The sequence below is a fragment of the Arthrobacter sp. P1_C12_2 genome (assembly GCF_056406415.1).
The window spans coordinates 154,888-180,501 of sequence record NZ_JBFUAF010000005.1 but is presented as its reverse complement, the minus strand read 5'-3'; the positions used below and the strand labels follow the sequence as shown (position 1 = coordinate 180,501).

The 25,614-nt window shown below is 66.4% G+C and carries 25 protein-coding genes and 3 tRNA genes; 19 read left to right on the top strand and 9 right to left on the bottom strand.

What is annotated here, in order from left to right; genetic code table 11:
* The first annotated feature begins 16 nt into the window (after positions 1 to 16).
* Positions 17 to 89, top strand: a tRNA-Asn gene (locus AC1DZQ_RS07865).
* Between the two features lie 135 nt (positions 90 to 224).
* Positions 225 to 297, top strand: a tRNA-Asn gene (locus AC1DZQ_RS07860).
* Positions 298 to 424: 127 nt separating this feature from the next.
* Here the strand turns inward: AC1DZQ_RS07860 and AC1DZQ_RS07855 are convergent.
* Entirely contained in the window at positions 425 to 832 is a 408-nt protein-coding gene (locus AC1DZQ_RS07855; RefSeq protein ID WP_026266625.1) for a hypothetical protein, read from the bottom strand.
* A 334-nt stretch (positions 833 to 1,166) separates the two neighbouring features.
* On the bottom strand, positions 1,167 to 2,390 hold the full coding sequence (locus AC1DZQ_RS07850; RefSeq protein ID WP_476962986.1) for a multidrug effflux MFS transporter: 1,224 nt from the start codon (positions 2,388 to 2,390) through the stop codon (positions 1,167 to 1,169).
* A gap of 183 nt (positions 2,391 to 2,573) precedes the next feature.
* On the opposite strand from AC1DZQ_RS07850, the gene AC1DZQ_RS07845 reads away from it, so the two are divergent.
* From AC1DZQ_RS07845 to AC1DZQ_RS07820, 6 genes are all read left to right on the top strand, one after another.
* Complete coding sequence (locus AC1DZQ_RS07845) at positions 2,574 to 3,452, top strand: phage holin family protein (RefSeq protein ID WP_476962985.1); 879 nt, start codon at positions 2,574 to 2,576, stop codon at positions 3,450 to 3,452.
* Positions 3,453 to 3,507: 55 nt separating this feature from the next.
* Complete coding sequence (locus tag AC1DZQ_RS07840; protein ID WP_476962984.1) at positions 3,508 to 4,131, top strand: CDP-alcohol phosphatidyltransferase family protein; 624 nt, start codon at positions 3,508 to 3,510, stop codon at positions 4,129 to 4,131.
* Positions 4,131 to 5,033 carry a DMT family transporter gene (locus tag AC1DZQ_RS07835; protein WP_476962983.1) on the top strand — a complete coding sequence of 301 codons (903 nt, stop codon included), beginning with the start codon at positions 4,131 to 4,133 and terminating at the stop codon, positions 5,031 to 5,033. The genes AC1DZQ_RS07840 and AC1DZQ_RS07835 overlap by 1 nt, the downstream gene beginning before the upstream one ends.
* Positions 5,034 to 5,138: 105 nt before the next feature.
* Entirely contained in the window at positions 5,139 to 6,335 is a 1,197-nt protein-coding gene (locus AC1DZQ_RS07830) for a glycosyltransferase (protein ID WP_476962982.1), read from the top strand.
* A 182-nt stretch (positions 6,336 to 6,517) separates the two neighbouring features.
* A tRNA-Ile gene (locus AC1DZQ_RS07825) sits at positions 6,518 to 6,591 on the top strand.
* A gap of 211 nt (positions 6,592 to 6,802) precedes the next feature.
* Positions 6,803 to 7,993, top strand: coding sequence for an acyl-CoA dehydrogenase family protein (locus AC1DZQ_RS07820; protein ID WP_476962981.1), 1,191 nt, complete (start codon positions 6,803 to 6,805; stop codon positions 7,991 to 7,993).
* Between the two features lie 89 nt (positions 7,994 to 8,082).
* On the opposite strand, the gene AC1DZQ_RS07815 is transcribed toward AC1DZQ_RS07820, so the two are convergent.
* Entirely contained in the window at positions 8,083 to 8,664 is a 582-nt protein-coding gene (locus AC1DZQ_RS07815; protein WP_476962980.1) for a M23 family metallopeptidase, read from the bottom strand.
* A 477-nt stretch (positions 8,665 to 9,141) separates the two neighbouring features.
* Here AC1DZQ_RS07815 and rpsB point away from each other — a divergent pair, with 477 nt between their 5' ends.
* From rpsB to AC1DZQ_RS07785, 6 genes are all read left to right on the top strand, one after another.
* On the top strand, positions 9,142 to 10,059 hold the full coding sequence (gene rpsB / locus AC1DZQ_RS07810) for a 30S ribosomal protein S2 (RefSeq protein WP_476962979.1): 918 nt from the start codon (positions 9,142 to 9,144) through the stop codon (positions 10,057 to 10,059).
* Positions 10,060 to 10,192: 133 nt separating this feature from the next.
* The gene (tsf, locus tag AC1DZQ_RS07805; RefSeq protein ID WP_476962978.1) at positions 10,193 to 11,029 is read left to right on the top strand and encodes a translation elongation factor Ts; all 837 of its coding nucleotides are present in this window, start codon (positions 10,193 to 10,195) and stop codon (positions 11,027 to 11,029) included.
* A 152-nt stretch (positions 11,030 to 11,181) separates the two neighbouring features.
* Positions 11,182 to 11,919, top strand: a complete 738-nt coding sequence (gene pyrH / locus AC1DZQ_RS07800) for a UMP kinase (protein WP_476962977.1) — start codon at positions 11,182 to 11,184, stop codon at positions 11,917 to 11,919.
* Positions 11,920 to 12,053: 134 nt separating this feature from the next.
* On the top strand, positions 12,054 to 12,611 hold the full coding sequence (gene frr / locus AC1DZQ_RS07795; RefSeq protein WP_476962976.1) for a ribosome recycling factor: 558 nt from the start codon (positions 12,054 to 12,056) through the stop codon (positions 12,609 to 12,611).
* Positions 12,611 to 13,531: a phosphatidate cytidylyltransferase gene (locus AC1DZQ_RS07790; RefSeq protein WP_476962975.1), complete on the top strand. Its 921-nt coding sequence runs from the start codon at positions 12,611 to 12,613 to the stop codon at positions 13,529 to 13,531. Before frr ends, AC1DZQ_RS07790 begins: the two co-directional genes overlap by 1 nt.
* A gap of 31 nt (positions 13,532 to 13,562) precedes the next feature.
* Positions 13,563 to 14,189, top strand: a complete 627-nt coding sequence (locus tag AC1DZQ_RS07785; RefSeq protein WP_476962974.1) for a DivIVA domain-containing protein — start codon at positions 13,563 to 13,565, stop codon at positions 14,187 to 14,189.
* Positions 14,190 to 14,206: 17 nt separating this feature from the next.
* Here AC1DZQ_RS07785 and AC1DZQ_RS07780 read toward each other — a convergent pair whose 3' ends face one another.
* The 4 genes from AC1DZQ_RS07780 to AC1DZQ_RS07765 all read right to left on the bottom strand — a co-directional run bounded on the left by AC1DZQ_RS07780 (position 14,207) and on the right by AC1DZQ_RS07765 (position 18,157).
* A complete protein-coding gene (locus AC1DZQ_RS07780; protein WP_476962973.1) occupies positions 14,207 to 15,682 on the bottom strand; it encodes a sodium/solute symporter in 1,476 nt (491 codons plus the stop codon).
* Between the two features lie 31 nt (positions 15,683 to 15,713).
* On the bottom strand, positions 15,714 to 16,037 hold the full coding sequence (locus AC1DZQ_RS07775; protein ID WP_476962972.1) for a hypothetical protein: 324 nt from the start codon (positions 16,035 to 16,037) through the stop codon (positions 15,714 to 15,716).
* A 140-nt stretch (positions 16,038 to 16,177) separates the two neighbouring features.
* Entirely contained in the window at positions 16,178 to 16,897 is a 720-nt protein-coding gene (locus AC1DZQ_RS07770) for a LytR/AlgR family response regulator transcription factor (protein ID WP_476962971.1), read from the bottom strand.
* A gap of 42 nt (positions 16,898 to 16,939) precedes the next feature.
* Positions 16,940 to 18,157 carry a sensor histidine kinase gene (locus tag AC1DZQ_RS07765; RefSeq protein WP_476962970.1) on the bottom strand — a complete coding sequence of 406 codons (1,218 nt, stop codon included), beginning with the start codon at positions 18,155 to 18,157 and terminating at the stop codon, positions 16,940 to 16,942.
* 224 nt (positions 18,158 to 18,381) lie between these two features.
* Between AC1DZQ_RS07765 and AC1DZQ_RS07760 the strand changes: the two genes are divergently transcribed.
* Both AC1DZQ_RS07760 and AC1DZQ_RS07755 read left to right on the top strand, forming a co-directional pair.
* Positions 18,382 to 18,762 (top strand): DUF485 domain-containing protein, encoded by a 381-nt coding sequence (locus tag AC1DZQ_RS07760; protein WP_476962969.1) that lies wholly within the window; start codon positions 18,382 to 18,384, stop codon positions 18,760 to 18,762.
* On the top strand, positions 18,759 to 20,375 hold the full coding sequence (locus tag AC1DZQ_RS07755; protein WP_476962968.1) for a solute symporter family protein: 1,617 nt from the start codon (positions 18,759 to 18,761) through the stop codon (positions 20,373 to 20,375). The genes AC1DZQ_RS07760 and AC1DZQ_RS07755 overlap by 4 nt, the downstream gene beginning before the upstream one ends.
* Before the next feature lie 89 nt (positions 20,376 to 20,464).
* Here AC1DZQ_RS07755 and AC1DZQ_RS07750 read toward each other — a convergent pair whose 3' ends face one another.
* A complete protein-coding gene (locus AC1DZQ_RS07750; RefSeq protein ID WP_476962967.1) occupies positions 20,465 to 21,211 on the bottom strand; it encodes a hypothetical protein in 747 nt (248 codons plus the stop codon).
* A 135-nt stretch (positions 21,212 to 21,346) separates the two neighbouring features.
* A complete protein-coding gene (locus AC1DZQ_RS07745) occupies positions 21,347 to 21,820 on the bottom strand; it encodes an Lrp/AsnC family transcriptional regulator (protein WP_476962966.1) in 474 nt (157 codons plus the stop codon).
* Positions 21,821 to 22,015: 195 nt separating this feature from the next.
* On the opposite strand from AC1DZQ_RS07745, the gene pdhA reads away from it, so the two are divergent.
* The 3 genes from pdhA to AC1DZQ_RS07730 are packed head-to-tail and all read left to right on the top strand — an operon-like array spanning position 22,016 to position 25,613.
* Positions 22,016 to 23,194: a pyruvate dehydrogenase (acetyl-transferring) E1 component subunit alpha gene (gene pdhA, locus AC1DZQ_RS07740; protein WP_476962965.1), complete on the top strand. Its 1,179-nt coding sequence runs from the start codon at positions 22,016 to 22,018 to the stop codon at positions 23,192 to 23,194.
* Positions 23,194 to 24,204 (top strand): alpha-ketoacid dehydrogenase subunit beta, encoded by a 1,011-nt coding sequence (locus AC1DZQ_RS07735; protein ID WP_476962964.1) that lies wholly within the window; start codon positions 23,194 to 23,196, stop codon positions 24,202 to 24,204. Before pdhA ends, AC1DZQ_RS07735 begins: the two co-directional genes overlap by 1 nt.
* Positions 24,201 to 25,613, top strand: a complete 1,413-nt coding sequence (locus tag AC1DZQ_RS07730) for a dihydrolipoamide acetyltransferase family protein (RefSeq protein ID WP_476962963.1) — start codon at positions 24,201 to 24,203, stop codon at positions 25,611 to 25,613. Before AC1DZQ_RS07735 ends, AC1DZQ_RS07730 begins: the two co-directional genes overlap by 4 nt.
* Position 25,614 lies beyond the last annotated feature (1 nt).

The window sequence follows — 25,614 nt, the reverse complement described above, 5'->3', positions numbered from 1 at the left end:
CTCATACCCGCTTCATTCCTCCTTAGCTCAATTGGCAGAGCATTCGACTGTTAATCGAAGGGTTGCTGGTTCAAGTCCAGCAGGAGGAGCGCGCAGTCCCCGTTCCGGGTTCCGGAACGGGGACTTTTTTATACCCGGAGGGGGTATTTCACAGCCGGCCGGCGCTGGTCCCTTGGCCGATTTCCCTACCGGCAAAACCTTTGCTAATGTCATACCTGCTTCATTCCTCCTTAGCTCAATTGGCAGAGCATTCGACTGTTAATCGAAGGGTTGCTGGTTCAAGTCCAGCAGGAGGAGCGGACAGGTCCCGCGGCCGGTGAAAACCAGCCGCGGGACCTTTTTTATTTCTTCGTTTTCTTGCTCCGTCCGTGGCCCGGGCTTTMGGAGCCGGCGTCCACGGGACGGGCCGTTTCAGCTGCCGGACTCAGACGAAGTACATTTCCACCTGAAGGAAGCGCTGGGCCTCGGCGACCGCGGCCTGGAAGGCCTCCTGCTCCGTGGGGGACTTCCGAGGCTCCCGCGGATGCCATTCATGCGGCGCGGAGTGCACCTGGGTGAATCCGCCGCCCGGGGGCGCATAGAAGATGCCGAACCTCTGCACCGGCCACTCCGGGGAAGATTCCGGTGCCACAAGGAGGGCCGAGTCATACGCAGGGTTGTACCACTGGGCAATCGGGCGGCGGCGGTCTTCGGTGAACAGGCCCGCGGCGAACAGGGCCGCCGACTGCGGACTGGTCTGACTGCACAAACGATCCCACCACAGGGGCAGGATTCCGGCGTCGCACCGCTGCCATGTGGCCGGAAGGGGCGGGTGGTCCTGCCTGTCGGGCATGAAATAACTTTATCGCCCGCCGCGGACGCCGAACAGGGTGCGATAGAGCCAGGGTGTTAGCGGTGCCGGGCTGCCCGCGGGACATGTCCAGTGCTGGCGGGATGGCCGTGGGGACATGCCCAGTGGTGGTCCTGGCGGGTGGACATAATGCCGATATGCCCAGTCCCGGCCGCGAAGAATGGGCATGTCCCTCCGGAGTGGCTGCGAAGAATGGGCATGTCCCTCCGGAGTGGCTGCGAAGAATGGGCATGTCCCGCCGGAGTGGCTGCGAAGAATGGGCATGTCCCGCCGGAGTGGCTGCCACGAATGGGCATGTCCCCCGGGAGGGGCTGCGCTACAGGATCGAGGGCACCGTGCTGGGCCGGACAATGAGCCACAGCGCAGCGGCCGCCAGCAGGATGCAGACGGCCTGGACGGCGCCCATGGGGGTTGCGGACCCGACGCCGATCCAGCCGACCACGGGGGAGACCAGGCCCGCCATCATGAAGGTCGCCGCGCCCAGCAGTGAAGCCGCGGTTCCGGCCTGGGCACCGTGTTTGGCCAGGGCCAGGACCTGCACGGTGGGGAAGGTGAAACCGGCGCCGAGGATGTAGAACCACAGCGGCACCAGGACGCCCCACAGCCCGAAGCCCAGCTGGTCGAAGACGACAATCAGCACGGCCATCACGAACATCCAGGCTGTGGAACAGGCCAGGATCCATTGCGGCGGGACGCGCTTGATGAGCCTTGCACTGGTCTGCACGCCTGCCACGATGCCGAGTGAGTTGATGCCGAAGAGCAGGCCGTACTGCTGGGGCGTAAACCCGTAGACATTCTGGAACAGGAACGGCGAGGCGGAGAGGTAGGTGAAGAGGCCCGCGAAGTTCATCCCGCCCACCAGCAGCAGGCCCACGAAGATCCGGTCGGAGAACAGCACTTTGTAGCGCTGGCCCGCTGTCATCCCGGATTTGCCGCGCAGCTCCGGCGGCAGGGTCTCCCGGATCACGAAGAGGGCCGCGATGATGACGCAGGTCCCGTAGGCGGCCAGGAACAAGAAGATGCCGGGCCAGGGCACCAGCAACAGCAGCTGGGAGCCGATGACCGGGGCGAGGATCGGGGCCAGCCCGTTGACGAGGGCCATCCTCGAGAACATCCGCACCATCGCGTAACCGCTGAACAGGTCACGGACCATGGCCATGGCCACCACGCCGCCGCCTGCAGCCCCGATACCCATGAGGACACGGAAGAAACCCAGCGTGGCGATATCCGTGGACTGGGCGGCGCCCAGGGATGCCACGATGTGGACCGCCGTCGCCAGGATCAGCGGCAGCCGCCGGCCGAACTTGTCGCTCAGCGGGCCCACTACCAGCTGTCCCAGCGCGAAACCTATGGTCGTCCCCGTGAGCGTCAGCTGCACCGCGGCCGCGGAGACGCCAAGGCTCTCTTCAAGGGCCGGGAATGCGGGCAAGTAGAGGTCCACCGTGAACGGCCCGAGGGCCGTCAAAGCGCCGAGCGTCAGGATGTAGAGGAATTTACGACGGCGGCTCAGGGAATCGCCGGGATTGTGGGGTGTGCTCACAGAGGTCCATCCTATGGCCCTCCGGGCGGCCGGCCGGTGGCTGGACAGGCGCGCCACGCCTAGCCCGAAAGGGCCTCCCAAGAGCCTAAATGATAGTTTTGACACCGGGGTCTGTGCGATGCTGTCCAGACCCGGCAAGCCCGCGCGAGCGGATCGACGGATGGCACCAGTTAGGCGGGACCGATGAGCGGACGTCACAGCGGCGGCACAGGCGGTAGGTTGCGCATTTCGGCGCTGCCGCAAACCCTGAAGATGATCTTCAAGCTGGCCCCCCGGCAGCTCAATGACGAGATTGCTCTGGCCAAGGCCGAAATCAAGCGCAAGGGGGCCCAGCTCGGCGTCGCCGGCGCCTTCTTCGCCGTCGCCCTGGTCTTCGTTGGACTACTGGTGATCGGTCTCTTCATTGCTGCGATCATGGGTCTGGCCACGATCATGCCGGCATGGCTCGCCGCCTTGTTGGTCTCCGCCGTCTGCCTGGTCATCGCCGCGATCGGGGCGCTCATCGGGCAGAACAAGTTCAAGAAGCTCATGCCGCTGGTCCCCGAAGAGACGATCCGGGGACTCAAGTACGATCTCGGCATCGCCAAGGAAGGCTCCGCCTTCGACGCCAGGATCTTGGATCCGAGCACCGAGCAGTACAAAGCCGCGAAGGCCGCCAAGGAAGCCGCCGCCGCCAAGGCGAAGGCGGAAAAGGAAGCCAAGGCTGCCGCCAAGCCCGACTTCGGGCCGCCGCCCACAGAGGCCGAACTCCGACGCCGGCTGGACCTGCGGCGCACGCACCTTACCGGCGTACGCGACGACCTCGGCCGGGAACTCGATGTCAAGACCCAGGCCCAGATCCTGCTGGCGGCTACCCAGGTCCGGCTCCAGGACGGCAAGGAGCAGCTCAGCGACAAGGTCGCAGGCTTCCGCGCCTCAGCCCGCTCGTCGTCGGGGTCGTCCGCATCCGCTGACGGGCAGGGCCTGGCCGGCACGATCAAGCAGCGCTGGAAGCCCCTTGCTGTGCTCGCCGCGTCCGGGGCCGCCCTCGCGGTCCTTGTGCGCAGGCTGATAAAGGGCTAGGCAGATCCCTGAACCCAAACGCCAAACCGTTGCCGTCCACGGAAGGGGGGAATCGATGAAGTTCATCGGCGCTGGCGCCCGCCCCGGGCAACCCCTCGTCCACCGCGACGCGGTCTTCACGGTTCCAAATGTCCTGACCGTGGTGCGGTTCCTTGGTGTTCCCCTGTTCATCTGGCTCGTCCTCTCCGAGCACAAATACGGCTACGGCGCCCTCGTGCTCGCCATCATGGCCGGCACCGACTGGGTGGACGGCTATATCGCCCGCCGCTTCAACCAGATGTCCAACCTCGGACGGGTCATGGACCCCATTGCCGACAGGCTCTCGCTGATCGCCGTGGCCGTGACCCTCGTGATCGCCGGCGTCGTCGAGTGGTGGTATCTCGCCGCGCTGCTAATCCCTGACGCGGTCCTGCTGGCCCTGTCACTGTTCTATTTCCACGGCCACCCGGACCTGCCGGTGAGCCGCATCGGAAAGATCCGGACCGGCCTGCTGTTGGTGGGCACCCCGCTGCTGGTGCTGTCCAAACTGCCGGTGCCCGGCGCGGACGTCTACGCCACCGTCGCCTGGATCTTCCTGGGCCTGGGCCTCGTGGGGCACTGGATCGCGGCCTATAACTACGTCTGGGCCATCATCGGCAAGGGCAGGCAGCTTCGCGCGCACGACGGCGGCGCCCGCTGATGGTCTGGTTTGCGGTTTTGCTTGCGGTCCTCGGCGCCTTCTGCCTGGCCTTTGGCGCCCAGCGCCAGGGCAGCGCGGTCAAGGCCGATACCGGCGGCCTCTCGCTGAGCACCCACGGCCTGGTCCGGCTCGCGCGCAATCCGCGCTGGGTTTTCGGGTTCATGCTGCTATGCGTCGGGATGGGGATGAACGCCGTCGCCCTCGTCATGGCCCCGTTGACGGTGGTGCAGCCAATCGGTGCGATCGCCCTGGTCATCACCACCGTGGTCAACACCAAGGACCAGGGCCTGAGCCTGAACCGGGCCACCATCGTGGCCATCTCGCTCTGCGTGACAGGTTCGGCACTCTTCGTGGTGCTGGCCGTCAACGTCACCCAGGAGAACCACAACGTCAGCAGCTCGGACGAGCTGACCATCGTGCTGCTCCTGGCCCTGGCGGTCGGGCTCTTCGGAACGCTCGCCGTCGTGTTCAGACACCGCATGAGCGCCTTCGTCTACATTCTCGGCGCCGGCGTTCTGTTCGGCTTCGTGGCGGTCCTGACCCGCATCATCGGCCGGCATCTGTTGGACTCGAACGGGCAGTTCCTGCTGAATGTGCCGTGGTACAGCGCCGTGGCAATTGTGGCGGCAGGCGTTCTGGGATCGTGGTTTGTGCAGAATGCCTACTCCGGCGGACCGCCGGACCTCGTGATTGCCGGTTTGACCGTGATCGACCCCATTGTGGGCATTGCGATCGGGATCGTGATTCTGGGAGAACTGCGTCCCGACGTCCAGCCTGTGATGGCTGTCGCCATGGGGACGGCCGCATCACTTGCTATCGTGGGAGTCATAGCCCTTTCCAGACACCACCCGGAAGTCACCAAGCGCAAGAAGGACGCGCGGAAGGCTGCGGGCAGGTCCTAGGGCGTCAGCCCAGACTTCGGCTGCAGGCCCGGCGCCCGCGCGCCGATGGCCAGCCGGCCACCTTTGAACCAGCTGCCCGCACAGCGACCACCAGGAGCACTACACGTGACCAAGTCCGACAACCAGCCTCCGCTGACCATTCTGATTGCCGCTGACACGTACCCGCCCCACGTCAACGGCGCCGCCCAGTTCGGCTACCGCCTGGCCAAGGGGATGACAGCCCGCGGTCACGAGGTCCACGTCCTGGCGTGCCGCCCGGGCAAGGGCCCGAGTTACAGCGAGTTCAGCGACGAGGCCACCGTCCACCGTCTGCGCTCCCACTCCGTGCCCACGCACGAGTACTTCCGGGTCACCTTCCCCTGGGAGATCAAGAAAGAAATCGGGTTGTTGTTCGACCGCATCCAGCCGGACGTGGTGCACATCCAGAGCCATTACATGATCGGCGAGCACGTCCTGTACGAGGCCGTGAAGCGCGGCATCCGGGTGGTGGCGACCAACCACTTCATGCCGGAAAACCTGAACCCCTTCCTGCCGTTCCCGCAATGGTTCAAAGACATCGTGGGCCGGATCTCGTGGCGGGACATGGGCAAGGTCATGGGCCAGGCCGACGTTGTGACCACACCCACACCGCTTGCCGCCAAAGCCATGCACCAGCACGCTTTCCTCCGCAAGGTCCTGCCCCTCTCCAACGGCATCGACGCCGCAGCCTACGAGCTGCATCCCGACGAAACGGTGGAACGCCACCCCAGCCCCACTGCACTCTTCGCCGGCCGGCTGGCGGAGGAGAAGCACGTGGACGTCCTGATCGACGCCGTCGCCAAGACGCCCAAGGACCTGGACATCCACCTTGAAATCGTCGGCGGCGGCGAAGTCCGCCCTGCCCTCGAAGCACAGGTCGCCCGGCTCGGACTGACGGACCGCGTCAGGTTCCTCGGCCTGGCCAGCGACGCCGAGCTTCGGAAGGCCTACATCACGGCCGACGTGTTCTGCATGCCCGGCACGGCGGAACTTCAGTCCCTCGTGACCCTGGAGGCGATGTCGGCGTCGACGCCGGTCCTCCTGGCCAACGCCATGGCGCTGCCGCACCTGGTCCGCGACGGGGAAAACGGCTACCTCTTTACCCCCAACGACAGCGACGATCTCGCCGCCAAGCTGACGCGCCTGTTCTCGCTGCCGGACCATGAGCGTAATGCGATGGGCAAGACCAGCCGCGAAATGGTGGAAAGCCACGGGATCGCACGCACGCTGCAGACGTTTGAGGACATCTACCGGGGCGCCAGCTACGACGACCTGGTCCTTTAGGCAAGCCGCCTGGCACAAAGGCGCCCACGCCGAACCCGTCCAGTCCAACCGGTTTCGGTTCAGTTCCGCTAGGCCGGCGTTGGCCGGTGGCTGCGTGCACGCGTGATGCGTCTACTATTGCTAGAGTATTTTTGCCCGGAACCAATCCGGCCCCCGCGGGGCAGGCGTGGTTCCGGGCGCATGGGGCTATAGCTCAGCTGGTTAGAGCGCGGGACTCATAATCCTAAGGTCCTCGGTTCAAGTCCGAGTAGCCCTACAATCCTGCGGCACCCCCTTATCCGGGTCCGCATCCACGGGAGCCGTGGCTGACGTCCGACGTCGGCCACGGCTCCTTTTTTGTCGGGGTAATAGTGGTGCCCGGCGCTTGCAGGCGTCTCCACACTGCGATATGTTACTCATGAGTAACATATCGCCGACGCGAAGCCCGCGTCCTTTTGGTCCCCGCTGATCACGAGTGAAGGAACACCATGCCCAAAGCTGCCATCGACATCCAGAACCTGCCCTACGCCGATGGCGATTTCTTCGCGTTCGAGCAACTGCTCAGCGCCAAGGAGCAGGACAGGCTGGCCGAAGTCCGCGAGTTCCTCACCCGCGAGGTCAGGCCGATCGCCGTCGATTGCTGGAATCGCGCGGAGTTCCCCATGGAGCTGATCCCGAAGCTGGCCGAAATCGACCTGGTCAGCCCGGTCCGGAGGCAGGGCTACTCGAACCTCTTCGCCGGAATCCTGCATGCCGAGGCCACCCGCGCCGACACGTCGATCGCGACGTTCATGGGCGTCCATGACGGGCTCTTCACCGGCTCCATCGAAGCCCTTGCCTCCCAAGAGCAGCAGGACGCGTGGCTTCCCGATATCTACTCGCTCAAGAAGATCGGCGCCTTCGGCCTCACCGAGCCGCTTGGCGGCTCCGACGTCGCCGGCGGTACGCGCACCACGGCACGGCGTGACGGCGGGAAGTGGATCCTCAATGGTGCCAAGCGCTGGATCGGCAACGCGACCTTCTCAGACTGGGTGGTCATCTACGCCCGCGACGTCGACGACAACCAGGTCAAGGGGTTCCTCGTGGACACCAAGACTGAGGGGTACAGTGCCGTGAAGATCGAGAACAAGATCTCGCTGCGCACGGTTCAGAACGCCGACATCACGCTCGATAACGTGGTGGTGCCGGAGTTCTTCAAGCTCGCCAACGCCAACAGCTTCCGCGACACGAACAAGGTCCTGAAAGTCACCCGCCTGGCCGTGGCCTGGCAGGCGGTGGGCCAGCAGCTCGCGGCCTTCGACGTCGCCCGGCGCTACGCCGTGGAACGCAGCCAGTTCGGCCGGCCGATTGCCTCCTTCCAGCTGATCCAGCACCAGCTCGTGCAGATCCTCGGCAACGCGGTCAGCTCCATGGGCATGATGGTGAGGCTGTCTCAGCTGGAGGACGCTGGGGAAGCCAAGGACGAGCAATCCGCCCTGGCCAAGGCGTTCACCACCGCGCGCATGCGCGAAAGTGTGGCCCTGGGCCGGAGCATCCTCGGCGGCAACGGCATCGTGACGGACTTCGAGATGGCGAAAGTCTTTGCGGACGCCGAAGCCATCTACTCCTACGAGGGCACGCACGAAATCAATACCCTGGTCACCGGCCGGGCGATCACGGGCATTTCCGCGATCGTCTAAAACACGCCGAACAACCGCCGCGGCTGTCCGGCGCGCGCGGACGGGCGAGCCGTGCACCAAAGGCGGCGTCAACGGAATCAAAGGCGGCATCACGGGCCGGCCTCCAGGGGCTGGAGCAGGACAGAAGGCCTCAGGTCCATCACGAACGCCAGCGGGTTGACATAGTCTTCGCCGCGGCGGACGCCCCAATGGAGGCAGGGCGGCGCCGGGCCACAGTGGCCGGTCTGCACGTGCCCCAGGACTTCGCCCTCGGCCACGGCGGACCCCGCCGTCAGTGAACTTGCCACCGGCTCGAAACTGCTGCGCAGCCCGTTGCCGTGATCGATCGTAATGACCGGCCTGTCCACCACCGTCCCGACAAAGCTCACCGTCCCCGCGGCCGGCGCCATGAGCGGGGCGCCGTCGAAGGCCGCCTCAATATCGACACCGCGGTGACCGCTGAGCCACGGCCTGGCCGGGGGATCGAAGGCACGCAGCACCGCCGGCCGCGGGCTGAGCGGCCAGCTCCAGGCAGGTGCCGGGACTGGCCCTGCCCTCGGGGAGCCCCGGCCGGGGGAAAACGAAATCTCGGCGGCGCCGGTGGAGACGGAATGGGCGCCGGCGGCGATGGAATCTGCGGGGATGGGGGACAGCGCCAGGAGCAATGCCGCCAGGCCAAGGGGGAGCTTCATGGCCCCAGCCTGCCGCGGCGGCACCCTGGGCGGAATCTCCCGCCATGGCTATGTGGATAAGGTGCCTGCCGACCCCCGCCAAAGCCCCGGAACCCCGCCCCGAGGCAGGGCGAAAACCGTCCTCCGGGGCGGGGGCGCTGTAGTACACTTGGTGGAGCAGTTTGCTGTGCCCTCACGCTTGTAAATCGCGATAATACGTGATTGCCGAAGCCGGCACGCCTCATTCAGGGGTGCGGGGGAGCAGCAGCTGACTACGCGTATCCAGCCCTCCTCAAAAGAAGCCTGAAACTTCCGATGCGGTGGACTGCGCCTCCTGCGGTCCGTTCCACATGGCATGTCCATGTGGCGCGGATGGGAAGTGCAGTGGATGCCAGGAGCAACGCCCGCCCCGGGCGAATGCTAAACAACCGTCAACTATTGGCAGGGTAAGAGGGCCATGGGCTCTCTCATGAATGACCTGCCGGAAGGAGCGTCGGCATGCCCGTCGTAACTATGCGCCAGCTGCTTGACAGCGGCGTCCACTTTGGACACCAGACCCGCCGTTGGAACCCGAAGATGAAGCGCTTCATCTTCACGGAGCGCAACGGTATCTACATCATTGACCTGCAGCAGTCGCTGTCCTACATCGACCGTGCCTACGAGTTCGTGAAGGCCACCGTTGCACACGGCGGCACCGTTCTCTTCGTCGGCACAAAGAAGCAGGCGCAGGAATCCATCGCCGAGCAGGCCACCCGCGTTGGCCAGCCGTACGTCAACCAGCGTTGGCTCGGCGGTATGCTGACCAACTTCCAGACGGTCTCCAAGCGCATCCAGCGCATGAAGGAACTCGAAGAGATCGACTTCGACGACGTCGCCGGTTCGGCTTACACCAAGAAGGAACTGCTGCTCCTTCGCCGCGAACTCACCAAGCTGGAAACCAACCTCGGTGGTATCCGCAACCTGACCAAGGCGCCGTCCGCGCTGTGGATCGTTGACACCAAGAAGGAACACCTTGCTGTCGACGAGGCCAAGAAGCTGAACATCCCGGTTGTGGCCATCCTGGACACCAACTGCGATCCCGACGAAGTCGACTTCCCGATCCCGGGTAACGACGACGCCATCCGCTCCGTCAACCTGCTGACCCGCGTTGTCGCCGACGCCGTTGCTGAGGGCCTCATCGCCCGTAACCAGCGCGCCACCGGCACCACGGAAGCTCCGGAAGAGCCGCTGGCCGAGTGGGAGCGCGAGCTCCTCGAAGGCAACAAGGCTGAAGCTGCTGCAGCGCCCGCCGCCGAAGCTGCTCCGGCTGCTGAAGAGGCACCGGCTGCTGAAGAGGCTCCGGCTGCCGAGGCTGCTCCGGCTGCCGAAGAGGCACCGGCTGCTGAAGAGGCTCCGGCCGCCGACGAAGCCAAGTAGTCAGACAAGTAAATCTGGATCTCCCCACATGCGCTCAGCTGCATAGGGGGTACCGACAGGATGGCCGCTCACTCGGTGAGCAGCCGTCCTGTCGGTCCGTACACCACATAAATTTCTAGACAGAGGGGTTCACATGGCGAACTACACTGCCGCTGATATCAAGGCTCTGCGTGAGCGCACCGGCGCCGGCATGATGGATGTCAAGAAGGCTCTTGACGAAGCCAACGGTGACGCCGAGAAGGCCATCGAAATCATCCGCATCAAGGGCCTGAAGGGCGCCACCAAGCGCGAAGGCCGCTCCACCGCTGAAGGCCTGGTTGCTGCCAAGGTCGCCAACGGCGTCGGCGTGATGATCGAAGTCAACTGCGAGACCGACTTTGTGGCCAAAGCCGACAAGTTCATCCAGCTGGCCGACAAGGTCCTGGCCGTGGCCGTTGAGTCCGGCGCCGCCGACCTCGAGACTCTGCTGGCCACCGACGTCAACGGCAAGCCGCTGTCCGAGGTCGTCATCGAAGAGGGCGCTGTTCTGGGCGAGAAGGTTGTTGTCCGCCGCATCTCCCGCATCGAGGGCGCTACGGTCGACGCTTACCTGCACAAGACCTCCAAGGACCTCCCGGCCCAGGTCGGCGTGCTGTTCGCTGTTGACGGCGAAGGCGAAGCCGCTGCCACCGCAGCCCACGACGTCGCCGTTCACGTCGCCGCGATGTCCCCGAACTACCTCACCCGTGAGGACGTTCCGGCCGAGCTCGTCGAGTCCGAGCGCCGCATCGCCGAGGAAACCGCCAAGGCCGAGGGCAAGCCCGAGGCTGCGATGACCAAGATCGTCGAAGGCCGCGTTACCGGCTTCTACAAGGGCGAGGTCCTCGTTGACCAGGCATTCGCCAAGGATGCCAAGAAGTCTGTCGCACAGGTCCTCGAAGAGGCCGGCGTCAAGGCAACTGCCTTCACGCGCTTCCGCGTCGGTTCCTAGTCAGACTAGCCAGACACGCTAAGGGGGTGGTCACCACGGTGGCCACCCCTTTTGCATGCACCCGTGAGGCACCGGTCCCGGTCACGGCCGGAATGCCGCCTTGGGCGCCCAGCACGATAACCTAACTCAGAGTTCACCAACGGGAAGGCACCATGGAAACCGTCACCACTTCAGCCCAGCCAAAGAAGAACAGGCGCCGCGTCCTCTTGAAGCTCTCCGGCGAGGTCTTCGGCGGTGGGAAACTGGGCGTCGACCCGGATACCGTCCGTGGCGTGGCCAAGCAGATCGCCGCCGCAGTTCCCGACGTCGAGGTCGCAATCGTCGTCGGCGGAGGCAACTTCTTCCGCGGCGCCGAACTGTCCCAGAGCGGCATGGACCGCTCCCGCGCAGACTACATGGGCATGCTCGGAACCGTCATGAACTGCCTCGCGCTCCAGGACTTCCTGGAGCAGGCCGGGGTGGAAACCCGCGTGCAGAGCGCCATCACCATGGGCCAGGTCGCCGAGGCCTACATTCCCCGCCGCGCCATCCGCCACATGGAAAAGGGCCGGGTTGTCATCTTCGGCGCCGGCGCCGGGCTGCCGTACTTCTCCACGGACACCGTGGCCGCCCAGCGTGCCCTGGAGGTCCACGCCGACGTCGTCCTGATGGCCAAGAGCGGCGTCGACGGCGTCTACACCGCCGACCCGAAAAAGGACCCGACGGCGGAGAAGCTGCACCGCCTCAGCTACGACGACGCGCTCCGTCGCGACATCCGCGTGATGGACCAGACCGCGATGACCATGTGCAAGGACAACAACCTCACCATGGTGGTCTTCGGCATGGAAGGCGAGGGCAACGTCACCCGCGCCATCCGGGGCGAAGACCTGGGCACCGTCGTCACCCCCTAGCAACGGCTAGGATGTTTTCAGGACCTTTCCGCCGCCAGGCGGAAGACACAGGCGCCAGGCGGAATACATCAGGCGCACCAAGAAGACGTGCCGCGCCCCGGCCCCCGGGACGCACCAATTTCTGAGGAGAGATCGTGATCGAAGAAACCTTGCTCGAAGCCGGGGACAAGATGGACAAGGCGGTTGAAGTAGCCAAGGAAGACTTCGCCTCGATCCGTACCGGCCGCGCCAACCCGGGCCTCTACAACAAGGTCCTGGTGGACTACTACGGCTCACCCACGCCGCTGCAGCAGCTGGCCTCCTTCGCCATCCCGGACGCCCGCACCATCCTCATCACGCCGTTTGACAAGACCGCCCTGCGCGACATCGAACGTGCCCTCAGCGACTCCGAGGTGGGAGCAAACCCCTCCAACGACGGCAACGTCATCCGGATCACCATCCCGGACCTGACGGCCGAGCGCCGCAAGGAATACGTCAAGATCGTCAAGTCCAAGGGTGAGGACGCGAAGGTGTCCATCCGCAACATCCGCCGCAAGGCCAAGGAAACGCTGGACAAGCTCGTCAAGGACGGCGACGCCGGCGAAGACGAAGGCGCGCGCGGCGAGAAGGAACTCGACGCCATGACGAAGGCGCACGTGGACGGGATCGACGAGCTGCTCAAGCGCAAGGAAGCTGAGTTGCTCGAGGTCTGATGAATCAGGCACAGGAGGCCTCCGGGCCGCGCGCCCGGAGGCGGGGGAAGCAGCGAGAAAACCCGACGCCCAAAGCGGGCCGGAATCTGCCCGCCGCCACCGTGGTGGGCGTTGGCATGCTGGTGTGCGTCCTCGGCGGCCTGCTGTTCCTCCCGCTGGGCTTCGTCCTGGTGACCGCCACCTTCGCGGTCTTCGGCGTCTGGGAAATCTTCCGCGCGCTTGAAGCTGCGGGCACCCGCCTGCCGATCGTCCCGGTGATGGTCGGCACGGTCGGCATGCCGATCGCCGCGTACTTCGGCGGCCTCGAGAGCCTGCTCTTCGCCATGCTCGTCACCAGCGTGGCGGTGCTGCTGTGGCGGACGCTGGAAGGCGCCGCCGGTTCGGCGCGGAGCATCTTCGCGGGGGTCTTCACCCTGTCCTGGGTGCCGTTCCTGATCAGCTTTGCGACCCTGCTGCTGCACACGCCCGACGGCGAGACGCCGGTGGGCCTGTGGCCTGGCGGGGTGATCCCGCCGGGTGCGTGGCAGATCGCGACCCTGCTGCTCCTGGTGGTGGCCAACGACACCTTCGGCTACCTCGTGGGCGCATCCCTGGGCAAGCATCCGATGGCCCCCAAGATCAGCCCCAAGAAGACCTGGGAAGGCTTCGCGGGATCCATCGCCGGGGCCGTCATCGTGGGCGTGCTCGCCATGATCTTCGTGTTGGGCGAGCCGTGGTGGTTCGGCGTCGTGCTCGCTGTGGGCATGGTGGCAGCCGCCACCGCCGGCGACCTCGCCGAATCGATGGTCAAGCGCGAGCTCGGCATCAAGGACATGAGCAGCATCCTCCCCGGTCACGGAGGCGTCATGGACCGCCTGGACTCGATTGTCTTCGCCTCGCCGGTGGCGTTCATCCTGTTCTCGGCCCTCACGGCCGCCTAGAAGCACCGGACCAGCACTTCCGGCGCCTAGAATGGTGCCGAGCAAACCAGCCGAACGGCATCAAAGGAACAAAGTAACAGTGGACATTCAACGGCAGATTCCTGCGTCTTTTGACCGCGTGCAGCGGAACCAGTATGGCTACAACGCCAGGCAGGTCGACGATTTCCTGCAGCGCGCACGGGTGTCATTTGAAACTCCGTCCTCGGCCTCCCGCGCCATCAAGAGCTCGGACGTCCGCGCCGTTTCCTTCGATCCCGTGAAGGGCGGCTACACCGCCGCCGGCGTGGATGCCGCGCTGGACCGGCTCGAAGACGCCCTCGCCCGGCGTGAGCGCGATGAGCTGGTTGCCGAACGCGGCGAGGAAGCCTGGCTGCGCGAAATCGGCCGGCTCGCGGGCGTCCTGCGCGGGCGCCTGCACCGCCCGGACGGCCAGCGCTTCCGGCGCCCGTCCAAGCCCAAGGCCCGCAGCTACAACACCACCGATGTTGATGACTTGTGCCACGAGCTGATCGGCTACCTCGAGGAGGACCAGCCGTTGAGCGTGGACAACGTCCGGCGTGCCGTGTTCCGTCCCGCCGTGGGCCGGGAGGGCTACGAGGAAAGCCAGGTCGATGCGTTCCTGGAGCGCGCGGTTGAGCTCATGGCGGCCATCGACTAGTCACGCCCGACGCCGGGTCAGCGTTCCGTCGCGAGCGGCCGTTCCGGGGTGTGTAGCCGGGTCATGAGGCGCGTCGTGGTCCGGGGCACGCGGCCCCGCGTGGCCCGGGACACCAGTACCGTGACGGCGAAAGCGGCCGGGACCGTCCAGGCGGCGGGCTGCGCCAGCCACGACGGCGTCTGCGCAGCACCCAGCACCGAGCCGGCCACCATCGCGCTGCCGCAGAGCACGCCGCCGGTCGCCATGCCGGCGATTGCCCCGGCGTCCGTCAGTCCCCGCCACCAGATGCCCAGCAGCAGGACCGGGCAGATCGTGGACGCGGTAAAGGCAAACACGAGCCCCACGCTGCCGGCCAGCGCCTGCGATTCGGTCATCGAGGCGATCCCCAGCGGGACTATGGCCGAGACCAGTGCCGCCAGCCGGAAGCCTCGGACGCTGCCGCCGAACAGGTCCTGGCTGATCACGCCGGCGAGGGAGACCACCAGGCCGGACGTCGTCGACAGGAACGCCGCGAACGCCCCGGCCACCACAAGCGCCGTCAGCAGGTCTCCGGCCACCCCGCCAATCATCCGGCCGGGCAGCAGCAGCACCAGGGCATCGGCCTGGCCGCTCTGGGCAAGGTCGGGGGCGAACATGCGGCCGAGGACGCCGTACGCCGTCGGGAACAAGTAGAAGACCGACAGCAGGCCCAGGACAATCAGCGTCGTGCGCCGGGCGGACTGCCCGTCCGGGTTGGTGTAAAAACGGACCAGCACGTGCGGCAGCCCGAGCGTTCCAAAGAGCAAGGCCACCAGCAGCGAAATGATCTGATACGGACCTGCGGGAGCCAGCGACGTCGGATTTGCTGTGCTGGATGACATCGACTCCGCCGCGACGGAGTCGCCGCCGCCCAGCACAAACAGCAGGAACACGATTGGCACCGCCAGCGCTGTCAGCTTGAGCCAGTACTGGAATGCCTGGACGAACGTAATGGAGCGCATCCCGCCCGCCACCACGGTGATGCATACGACGCCGACCACAGCCACCGGGCCCACCCAGGCCGGCAGGCCCGTGGTGATCCGGATTGCCAGGGCGGCACCGTGGAGCTGGGGGACGATGTAGAGCCAGCCGACCAGGACCACCACCAGGCTCGTGACGCGGCGGACGGCGCGCGAATCGAGGCGTGCCTCGGTGAAATCCGGAATCGTGTAGGCGCCGGAGCGCCGCAGGGGAGCAGCGACGAACAGGAGCAGCATCAGGTAGCCGGCCGTGTAACCCACCGGGTACCACAGAGCATCGGTGCCGGAGAGCAGGATCAGCCCGGCGACCCCCAGGAAACTCGCGGCGGAGAGGTACTCGCCGCCGATCGCCGAGGCATTCCACCACGGCTTGACAGTCCGGGATGCCACGTAGAAGTCCCCGGTGGTGCGGGAGACCCGCAACCCGTAGAAACCTATGACGGCCGTGGCGAGCGAGACGGCGGCGAACGCAGCCACCCCGACGACGGGGTTCACGTTCCGCTCACCCGGCCCCTGCCGCTGTCCCTCACTTGTCGCCGGCGAGGTCCCGGTAGCGGGCCTCATTCCTGGCAGCGGTCCGCACGTACAGCCAGGCGCTGAGACCGATCACGGGATAGATGCCGACACCCAGCAGGACCCAGTCGAAAGGCAGCCCGGCAATGGTGGAGTCCGCCAGACCCGGGACCAGCCCCAGCAGGAGCGGGAAGGCGAGCAGGATCAGCAGGAAACCCAGGCCCACCACGAGGCCCAGGCGGAGCTGGGACCGGATGAGGGAGCGGACGAACAACTGTCCGGCGTCGGATTCCTCTGCCGCCTCGTACGGGGCCGCCGCGGAGCGCCCGCCGTTCAATGTGGCACTGTTCGGTGCAGCATTGCTTGGGGCGGCACTCTTCGGGGCGGAGCTGTTTGGTGTGACGCTTCCCGATCTGCCGTTGCCCGATGTGACGCTGCCTGCCTTGACGGTCCGGGGGGCCGTGACCCGGACCCGCGTCATGCCTGCGGCCGGATACGGCTGGCTTCGAGCTTTTCCCGGACCGCGGGCAGGAGCCGGCGGCTGATCGGCAGTTCGGCGCCGGCCACGGTGACGCTGGGCCGCGCCGCGGCAAGCTTCATGTGGCTGATGTGGCTCAGCGCGGTCAGGTAGGAGCGGTGGACGCGGAGGAACCCGGCGTCGGCCCACTGCTGCTCGAGGTCGGCCAGTGGAACCCTGATGAGGTAGCTCGCCTCCGCGGTGTGCAGCCGCGCATAGTCGCCCTGCGCCTGGACGTACGTGACGTCGTCGCGCCGGATCATCTTGGTGGTCCCGCCCAGGTCCACGGTGATCATTTCCGGCGCCGGGGCACCGTCCTTGAGCAGCTCGCAGATGCGGCCGATCGATTTCGCCAGCCGTTCGGCGCGCACGGGCTTGAGGAGGTAGTCCACGGCCGCGAGCTCGAAGGCCTCCAGCGCGCAGTCCTCGTCCGCGGTCACGAAGACCACGGCAGGTGGCCGGGCGCTGCGGGAAATGACCCGGGCAATGTCCAGCCCGGACAGCGCCGGCATGTGGATGTCGAGGAAGACGGCGTCGACTTCTTCGGCCTCGAGCGCCCGCAGGGCCTGGGTGCCCGAGGAGGCGCGGTGGATGGTGCCGACCCGGTCGTCCCTGCCGAGCAGGAAGGCCAGTTCCTCGACGGCGGGGAGCTCGTCGTCGGCGACGAGGACGTTAATCATGGGCCCTAGCCTACTGCCGCGTACTGCCGCGGGCATCCCGGCTCAGGCGTCGTGCCGGGGCTGGGACTTGGGGACGCGCATCGTGATCAGGGTGCCTTCGCCCGGTGCCGTCTCGATCACGAGGCCGTTGTCATCCCCGTAAACCTGCCGCAGGCGGGCGTCGACGTTGCGGAGCCCCACGTGATCGCCGTCGCTGTGCCCGGCCAGGACGGAGCGCAGCTGCTCCGGGTCAATGCCCACGCCGTCGTCCTCGATCGTCACCTCGGCGAACGCGCCCGAGTCGTTCGCCGTGATGGAGATGTGGCCCGGCCCCTCTTTGGCTTCAAGCCCGTGCCGGACCGCGTTTTCCACCAGCGGCTGCAGGCTCAGGAAGGGGATCACGGTGCTCAGGACCTCCGGGGCGATCCGCAGGCTCACCTGCACGCGGTCGCCAAACCGGGCCCGTTCCAGGAGCAGGTAGCGGTCGATGCAGCGCAGCTCCTCGGCCAGGGTGGTGAAGTCCCCGTGGCGGCGGAAGGAGTAGCGGGTGAAGTCGGCGAACTCCACCACGAGCTCGCGCGCCCGTACTGGATCCGTGTTGATGAAGGAGGCGATCGCGTTGAGCGAGTTGTAGATGAAGTGCGGGCTGATCTGGGCGCGGAGTGCCCGGACTTCGGCCTCCATCAAGAGGGTGCGGGAGGCATCGAGTTCGGCGAGTTCCACCTGGGTGGCCACCCAGTCGGCCACCTCGCCGGTGGCACGGACCAGTCCGGCGCCGGCGGCGGGTGCGAAGGCGGCGACCACGCCGACCACGCGGGTGCCGGCTTTGATCGGGGCGATCACGACGGCGCGCTCCACCTCCGGCGTCAGCGTCCGGCCGCCGTCGCCTGCGGCTTGCAGTTGGCGTTCGCCCGCCGGAATCACGGCGAGGTGGCCGCCGTCGAGCACTTTGGCTGCGAGTCCCATCAGGGCAGGCTTGAGCTCCTCGCCGGCGCCGTCCCACGCGAGCACGCCGGTTGTATCGGTGATGGCCAGGGCGTCGCAGCCCAGGAGGCTGCGTAACTGCTTGCTGGCCTTGGCCGCGCCGGCCGGGTTCAGGCCGGTCCGCAGGTGCTGGCCGGCACGGGATGCGGCATGCAGCGTCTGGTAGGTGGCCCGCTCCGCATCGGTGCCGAGGTCCCGGAAGGATCGGAGGACCTTGAGCCCCACGGCGACGACGGCAGTGATCGCCAGGGCAATCACCGCGACTGCGGCGGCGGTGAGCAGGGGAGAGTCCGGCATGGTGCCAGCCTACCGTCGGGGCCGGCCGGCTCCATTCGGCGTCCGGGGGCGCCGTTTGGCGCAGCATGGGCGCCGCTGGGCGACGCAGGTGGCGCAGGTTCTGGAACGCACCGGCCCCAACGTACACAGTGATTGCAGTCACATTGGCTTGAGGGGTTGTATGCGGTGTCCCGCGAGACCACGGCAGCCGGTGTGGGCTCACCAGTCTCAATGAGGAGGAACCGATGGGTCACGACGCCCAAGAAACGGACGCAGCGGCGGCCGTGGACTTCAAGGAAGTCCAATCGACGGAGCAGTTCAAGGAACTGCGCAAACGTCACCGCAGCTTTGTCTTCCCGTTGTCCATTGCCTTCCTGCTCTGGTACTTCGCCTACGTCCTGCTGGCCGACTACGCGGTGGACTTCATGTCGACCAAGGTCTGGGGCAACATCAACATCGGCCTGATCCTGGGCCTGCTGCAGTTCGTCTCCACGTTCGCCATCACCGGATGGTACGTCAGCTACGCGAACCGCAAGCTCGACCCCATTGCCGCCGAAATCCGCCAGGAAATCGAAGGCCACGAATTCGACAAGCACGGCAACCCGGTAGGGGGGACAACAAAATGACACTCATGGTTCCCGCGGTCAATGTCGCCGACCTCAAAGACACCACCCTGCTGAACATGGGCATCTTCGCCCTCTTCGTCGCGATCACCATGGTGATAGTGATCAAGGCCAGCCGCAACAACAAGACGGCGGCCGACTACTACGCTGCCGGGCGCTCCTTTACGGGCCCGCAGAACGGCACGGCGATCGCAGGCGACTACCTCTCCGCGGCATCCTTCCTGGGCATCACCGGCGCCATCGCCATCAACGGCTACGACGGCTTCATGTACTCCATCGGCTTCCTCGTGGCCTGGCTCGTGGCCCTGCTGCTGGTCGCCGAACTGCTGCGCAACACCGGCAAGTTCACCATGGCCGATGTCCTGTCCTTCCGGCTCAAGCAGCGCCCCGTGCGCATCGCGGCCGCCATCTCCACGCTGGCAGTCTGCTTCTTCTACCTGCTGGCGCAGATGGCCGGTGCCGGCAGCCTTATCTCCCTGCTCCTGGGCATCAGCGATTGGGGCGGACAAGCCCTGGTGATCATCGTGGTCGGCGCCCTGATGATCATGTATGTGCTGATCGGCGGGATGAAGGGCACCACCTGGGTCCAGATCATCAAGGCCATGCTCCTGATTGCCGGCGCCGCCGTCATGACGTTCTGGGTCCTCGCGATTTATGGCTTCAACCTCTCCGACCTGCTCGGCGGCGCAGTGGAGACCTCAAAGAACCCGAACATGCTCAACCCGGGACTGCAGTACGGCAAGACCGAGACTTCCAAGATCGACTTCCTGTCCCTCGGCCTGGCCCTCGTGCTCGGCACCGCGGCCCTGCCGCACGTGCTCATGCGCTTCTACACGGTGCCGACAGCAAAGGAAGCCCGCAAGTCGGTCGTGTGGTCCATCTGGCTCATCGGCATCTTCTACCTGTTCACCCTGGTCCTGGGATACGGCGCAGCTGCACTGGTGGGTGCTGACACCATCAAGGCTGCCCCGGGCGGCGTCAACTCGGCCGCGCCGTTGCTCGCCTTCCACCTGGGCGGACCGTTGTTGCTCGGCTTCATCTCCGCGGTGGCCTTCGCCACGATCCTGGCCGTCGTCGCCGGCCTCACCATTACCGCGGCGGCATCCTTCGCGCACGACATCTACGCCAGCGTGATCGCCAAGGGCAAGGCCGACGCCGGCACCGAGGTCAAGGTCGCCCGCCGCACCGTGGTGGTGATCGGCCTGCTGGCCATCGCGGGCGGCATCTTCGCCAACGGACAGAATGTCGCGTTCCTCGTGGCGCTCGCCTTCGCCGTGGCGGCCTCCGCCAATCTTCCGACCATCCTCTACTCGCTGTTCTGGCGCCGGTTCACCACCCAGGGAGCCTTGTGGAGCATGTACGGCGGATTGTCCGCGGCCATCATCCTGATTGCGCTCTCCCCGGTGGTGTCCGGGGCCAAGACGTCGATGATCCCCGGCGCCAACTTCGCGGTCTTCCCGCTGAGCAATCCGGGCATTGTCTCCATCCCGCTCGCGTTCTTCCTCGGCTGGCTCGGCACCGTCCTGGACAAGCGGAAGGAAGACGCCACCAAGCAGGCCGAAATGGAGGTCCGTTCCCTGACCGGTGTGGGTGCCGAAAAGGCCACCAACCACTAGGAAGGCCGCCCCAACGGCAGGAGCTCCCGTGCCGCAGCACGGGAGCTCCTCTGTTGGCCGGGCGCCGGCTGTGAGGAAGTTTTCTGAGGTCAGCGCTGCGGTCGCAGCCGAATGTTCACCATCTTCAGCTCGTCGCGGCCCTCGAAGCGGTAGACCAGCTCGACATGCTTGGTGTCACAGTCGATCGATCCCGCGACGTCGGCCGCGTTGGCGCCGTTGTTGGAGCTGACGTTGAGGCTTGAAAAGTTTGGTTTGCAGCTGCCGTCCAGCTCCAGGCTTTGCACCCCCGCGGCGAACTCCTCCGGGGAAATCTTCTGCATGAGGGCCGGATCCAGGTACTTCTCGTAGGCGGTGCTGACCTCGCCGGCGATGATCAGCTTCGTGAATTCGTCCGCGACGCCCCGGGCCTGATTGGTGGCTCCGCCCACAAAGCTGAGGAGGATGACGACGCCGGCCGCTACCAGCAGGAGGACACCGCCGACGATCCCGAGCACGATCCACAGGGCCTTGCGGCTCTTTTTCGGGGGCGGCTGGGCCGGGCCGCCGTAGTATGGCGGCGGCTGCCCCGGCCCTCCGTAGTTCGTAGGTGCGCCGTTCGCAGGTGGCAGGTAGTTGGGTGGTGCGCCGTTCGCGGGTGGCGGGTAGTTGGCTGGCGCGCCATTCTCAGGTGGCGGGTTGTTGGGTGGCGGGTAGTCGGGTGCCGCGCCGTTGGCGGGTGGCCCGGGTGGGGCCGCATAGTACGGAACGGGGGCCTGACCGGGCGCCGGGTGGCCGGCTGCAGGCTCATGCCCGGGCTGCGGCGGTACCGGGCGGTGCGGTTCCTCGGGACTGCTCACGGTTCAAGCCTTTCCGGCAGTCCAGACAAGCCACTGCCTGTTGCACTGGGCCGCGTGCGCGGACCCAAGGACTCAGGGGGGCCCAACGGACACAGCCTAGCGCCGCGGCCGCCCACGGCACAGATGCAAAGGAGATCAGTTATCTGCGGATCCGCGCTCCAGCAGGGGCTGGATCCGGAACGGGATCAGCTCGCCCATCGCCAGAGCGGTATCGGTCCGGTCCACGCCGTCGCAGGCCAGGATCTTGCCGTTGATCCGGAAGAGGTCCTCGGCGTCGAGCGCCACCACCCGCAGGAGCAGATCGGCCGAGCCCGTCAGCCCGTAGCCCTCTAGGATTTCCGGAATCCCGGCGAGCTCCACGGCGAGTGGTCCGAGCTTCTGTTGCTGGACGTGGACGGAGATGAAAGCCATCAGCGGGTACCCCAGGGACACCGGATTGATCCGCCGCTCAAAGGAGAGGAACACGTGCTTCTTCTCCAGCTGGGCCATCCTGGCCTGCACCGTGTTGCGCGAGAGTCCCAGCTTCTGGGCGAGGGCAACCACGGTCCGCCGGGGATCCCGCGCCATGGCTGAAAGCAGGCGGGTGTCAGTGCCATCCAAGGGTTGCATAATGCGCAAGATTAGCACGGTTGGGGAGTGTCAAACAGTGCATAATGCTCAACATTATTACGGGCGGTTGTACCCGATGAGCATTGTGAGTAGGGTCACAAATATCCGGGGCAACGGCGCCCGGGCGGCTGGCGCGCCGTGGGATCACGAGTCCTGCGAGTTCCGGTCAGACGACGTCAGAAGGTGCGGACAACAGTGTTTACCGACGACGCGGGCAAGGGCGGCATTGCCGCCGGGGGCCCCGGAAACAGTGAAGATTCAACGAGGCGGACGGGCGGCGATCTCGTCCAGCTCATCACTCCGGCGGGCGAGCGCATCAGCCATCCGGAGTTCGATTCCTGGCTCCAGGACGTCAGCGACGAGCAGCTTTGCTCGCTCTATGAGGACATGGTGGTCATCCGCCGGATCGATGCTGAAGCCACTGCCCTCCAGCGGCAGGGCGAATTGGCACTCTGGCCCCCGCTGCTCGGCCAGGAAGCATCCCAGATCGGCTCGGCCCGCGCACTGCGCGAAGACGACTTTGTCTTCCCGAGCTACCGCGACAACGGCGTCGCCTACTGCCGGGGAGTGAAGCCGGAGGACCTCGTCCGCGCCTGGCGGGGCAACGCCTCCGCCGGCTGGGACCCGTTCACCGTCAACGTTGCCACCCAGCAGATCATCATCGGTGCGCAGAGCCTGCACGCCACGGGCTACGCCATGGGCATCCAGAACGACGGCGCCGACTGCGTCGCCGTGGCCTACTTCGGCGACGGCGCCACGAGCGAAGGCGACGTCAACGAAGCCATGGTCTTCGCCGCGAGCTTCCAGGCACCGGTCGTCTTCTTCTGCCAGAACAACCACTGGGCCATCTCCGAGCCGGTCCGGCTGCAGTCCCACATCCAGCTTGCGGACCGTGCCTCAGGCTTTGGCATCCCCAGCATGAGGGTCGATGGCAACGATGTCCTCGCCGTCATGGCAGCCACCCGCATTGCCCTTGACCGCGCCCGGCGCGGCGGCGGCCCCACCTTCATCGAGGCCGTGACCTACCGGATGGGCCCGCACACGACGGCGGATGACCCCACCCGCTACCGTGATGCCAACGAGCTCGAGGATTGGGCCGCCAAGGACCCGATCAGCCGGATGAAATCGCTGCTGGAGCGCAAGGGACTGCTGACCGCGGACCTCGAGGCCGCCGTCGCCGCGGAAGCCGACGCCGTGGCCAAGGAACTCCGGGCCGGCACCATCAACATGCCCGAGCCGCAGCCGCTGGATATCTTCAAGCACGTGTACAGCACGCCTAACTCCTGGCTGGACCGCCAGCAGGAGCAATACTCCCGTTACCTGGCTTCCTTCGGCGATCCCGCAGAAGCCGCTTCTGAAGAAGGTGCACGCTGATGACGCAGATGACCTTTGCCCGAGCCATCAATTCGGGCCTGCGCAAGTCCCTCGAAAACGATCCCAAGGTGGTCCTGATGGGGGAGGATATCGGCGCCCTTGGCGGTGTCTTCCGGGTCACGGACGGGCTGCAGAAAGACTTTGGGAAACACCGCGTCGTGGACACCCCGCTCGCCGAGTCGGGCATCATGGGCACCGCCGTCGGCCTGGCATACCGAGGCTACCGCCCGGTAGTGGAGATCCAGTTCGACGGGTTCATCTACCCGGCGTTCGACCAGATCGTCAGCCAGGTCGCGAAGATGCACTACCGCACCCAGGGCGCCGTCAAGATGCCCATCACCATCCGCGTCCCGTTCGGCGGCGGCATCGGCTCCCCGGAGCACCACTCGGAATCGCCCGAGGCCTACTTCACCCACACCTCGGGGCTGCGCGTGATCAGCGTGTCCAACCCCCAGGACGCCTACACCATGATCCAGCAGGCCATCGCCTCCGATGATCCCGTCCTGTACTTCGAGCCCAAGCGGCGGTACCACGACAAGGGCGAGGTGGACGAGACCGTCGACCTCAGCACTGCCCTGTCCATGGAAAAGGCCCGCGTGGTCACCGAGGGCAGGGACGTCACCCTCGTGGCCTACGGCCCGCTGGTCAAGACCGCCCGCGACGCCGCCCTGGCGGCCGCCGACGAAGGCATCTCGGTTGAGGTCATCGACCTCCGCTCGCTGGCACCACTGGACTTCGCCACCCTGGAGGCCTCGGTCCGCAAGACCGGCCGGCTGGTCATCACGCACGAGGCGAGCCAGTCCGGCGGCCTCGGCGCCGAAGTCGCCGCTAGCATCACCGAGCGCTGCTTCTTCCACCTCGAAGCCGCGCCCGTCCGCGTGACCGGCTTCGACGTTCCGTACCCGTACTCCAAGCTGGAAATGCACCACCTGCCGGGCCTTGACAGGATTCTCGACGGCGTCGACCGTGCCCTCGGCCGCCCCAACTCCCTCAGCGGGCTGGAAGGATGAGCGCCACTATGATCAAGGAATTCAGGCTCCCGGACCTCGGCGAAGGACTGACGGAATCGGAAATCGTCGCCTGGAAGGTCGCCGTCGGGGATACCGTCACCCTCAACCAGATCATCGCCGAGGTGGAGACGGCCAAGGCCGTCGTCGAACTGCCCTCGCCGTTTGCCGGCGTCGTCGCGGTCCTGCACGAACAGCCCGGCACCGTGGTGGAGGTCGGGAAGCCGATCGTCTCCTTCGAGATTGAGGACGACGGCGCCGGCGGTTCCGGCGCGGACGGGGCCGCAGCCGCTAAGCGTGAGCCGAACCTCGTGGGCTACGGCGCCGTCCTCGAAGCCTCGGGCCGGCCCGCCCGGCGCACCCGCACTTTCGCGGCCCCGGCCTCTTCCGTCGCCGCCGAGCCGGTGGCACCGGTCCGCGCAGCTGAGCCGGTGGCACCCGTCCGTGCTGCTAAGCCGGTCGAAACCCAGCCGGCCGCCGCCGCGCCGGGTGAGCGCCCGCGGTCCACACCGCCGGTGCGCAAGCTGGCCAAGGATCTCGGCGTCGACCTCGAAGCTATAACAGGTACGGGGGAGCACGGGCTGATCACCCGGAACGACGTGCTGAACTTCGTCGGCGGCGGGGACCTTCCCGCGGCCGCCCAGGCACCCGCCGGCGCGCCTGCGCAGTCAGTTGGGGCGCAGGCCGCTGGGTTTGTCCAGGCGGGGGGCGAGCGGGAGACCCGCACGCCGATCAAGGGCGTGCGGAAGTTCACGGCCGCCGCAATGGTGGCCAGTGCCTTCACCGCACCGCACGTCACCGAGTTCCTGACCGTCGACGTTACGCCCACCATGGAGTTGCTGGCACGGCTCAAGGCCAGCCGCGCGTTCGCCGGGTACAAGCTCACTCCGCTGACCCTCGTTTCCAAGGYGGTGCTGATTGCGTTGCGCAACCACCCGACGCTCAACGCCCGGTGGGACGAGGCCAACCAGGAGATCGTCCAGTTCAACTATGTGAACCTGGGTATTGCGGCCGCGACCCCCCGGGGGCTGACGGTTCCGAACATCAAGGACGCGGACCGGATGTCCCTCATGGATCTCTCCACCGCCCTGACGGAACTGACGGACACTGCCCGGGCCGGGAAGACCAGCCCTGAGGCGCTCTCCGGCGGCACGATCTCCATCACGAACATCGGCGTCTTCGGCATTGACGCCGGCACGCCCATCCTGAACCCGGGCGAGGCCGCCATCCTGGCCCTCGGCGCGGTCCGGAAGATGCCGTGGGAGTACAAGGACGAGGTCGCCCTGCGCCAGGTCATGACGCTGAGCCTCTCCTTCGACCACCGCCTGGTCGACGGCGAGCAGGGCTCACGGTTCCTCCAGGACCTCGGCACCATGCTGGCCGATCCGGGCATGGTCCTCGCGATGGTCTAGG

Excerpts from the sequence above, each read along its gene's own strand:
- AC1DZQ_RS07855 (WP_026266625.1), bottom strand. The coding sequence starts at position 832 with ATGCCCGACAGGCAGGACCACCCGCCCCTTCCGGCCACATGGCAGCGG.
- AC1DZQ_RS07845 (WP_476962985.1), top strand. The coding sequence starts at position 2,574 with ATGAGCGGACGTCACAGCGGCGGCACAGGCGGTAGGTTGCGCATTTCG.
- AC1DZQ_RS07840 (WP_476962984.1), top strand. The coding sequence starts at position 3,508 with ATGAAGTTCATCGGCGCTGGCGCCCGCCCCGGGCAACCCCTCGTCCAC.
- AC1DZQ_RS07835 (WP_476962983.1), top strand. The coding sequence starts at position 4,131 with ATGGTCTGGTTTGCGGTTTTGCTTGCGGTCCTCGGCGCCTTCTGCCTG.
- AC1DZQ_RS07820 (WP_476962981.1), top strand. The coding sequence starts at position 6,803 with ATGCCCAAAGCTGCCATCGACATCCAGAACCTGCCCTACGCCGATGGC.
- AC1DZQ_RS07815 (WP_476962980.1), bottom strand. The coding sequence starts at position 8,664 with ATGAAGCTCCCCCTTGGCCTGGCGGCATTGCTCCTGGCGCTGTCCCCC.
- rpsB (WP_476962979.1), top strand. The coding sequence starts at position 9,142 with ATGCCCGTCGTAACTATGCGCCAGCTGCTTGACAGCGGCGTCCACTTT.
- tsf (WP_476962978.1), top strand. The coding sequence starts at position 10,193 with ATGGCGAACTACACTGCCGCTGATATCAAGGCTCTGCGTGAGCGCACC.
- pyrH (WP_476962977.1), top strand. The coding sequence starts at position 11,182 with ATGGAAACCGTCACCACTTCAGCCCAGCCAAAGAAGAACAGGCGCCGC.
- AC1DZQ_RS07790 (WP_476962975.1), top strand. The coding sequence starts at position 12,611 with ATGAATCAGGCACAGGAGGCCTCCGGGCCGCGCGCCCGGAGGCGGGGG.
- AC1DZQ_RS07785 (WP_476962974.1), top strand. The coding sequence starts at position 13,563 with ATGGTGCCGAGCAAACCAGCCGAACGGCATCAAAGGAACAAAGTAACA.
- AC1DZQ_RS07770 (WP_476962971.1), bottom strand. The coding sequence starts at position 16,897 with ATGATTAACGTCCTCGTCGCCGACGACGAGCTCCCCGCCGTCGAGGAA.
- AC1DZQ_RS07765 (WP_476962970.1), bottom strand. The coding sequence starts at position 18,157 with ATGCCGGACTCTCCCCTGCTCACCGCCGCCGCAGTCGCGGTGATTGCC.
- AC1DZQ_RS07760 (WP_476962969.1), top strand. The coding sequence starts at position 18,382 with ATGGGTCACGACGCCCAAGAAACGGACGCAGCGGCGGCCGTGGACTTC.
- AC1DZQ_RS07755 (WP_476962968.1), top strand. The coding sequence starts at position 18,759 with ATGACACTCATGGTTCCCGCGGTCAATGTCGCCGACCTCAAAGACACC.
- AC1DZQ_RS07745 (WP_476962966.1), bottom strand. The coding sequence starts at position 21,820 with ATGCAACCCTTGGATGGCACTGACACCCGCCTGCTTTCAGCCATGGCG.
- AC1DZQ_RS07735 (WP_476962964.1), top strand. The coding sequence starts at position 23,194 with ATGACGCAGATGACCTTTGCCCGAGCCATCAATTCGGGCCTGCGCAAG.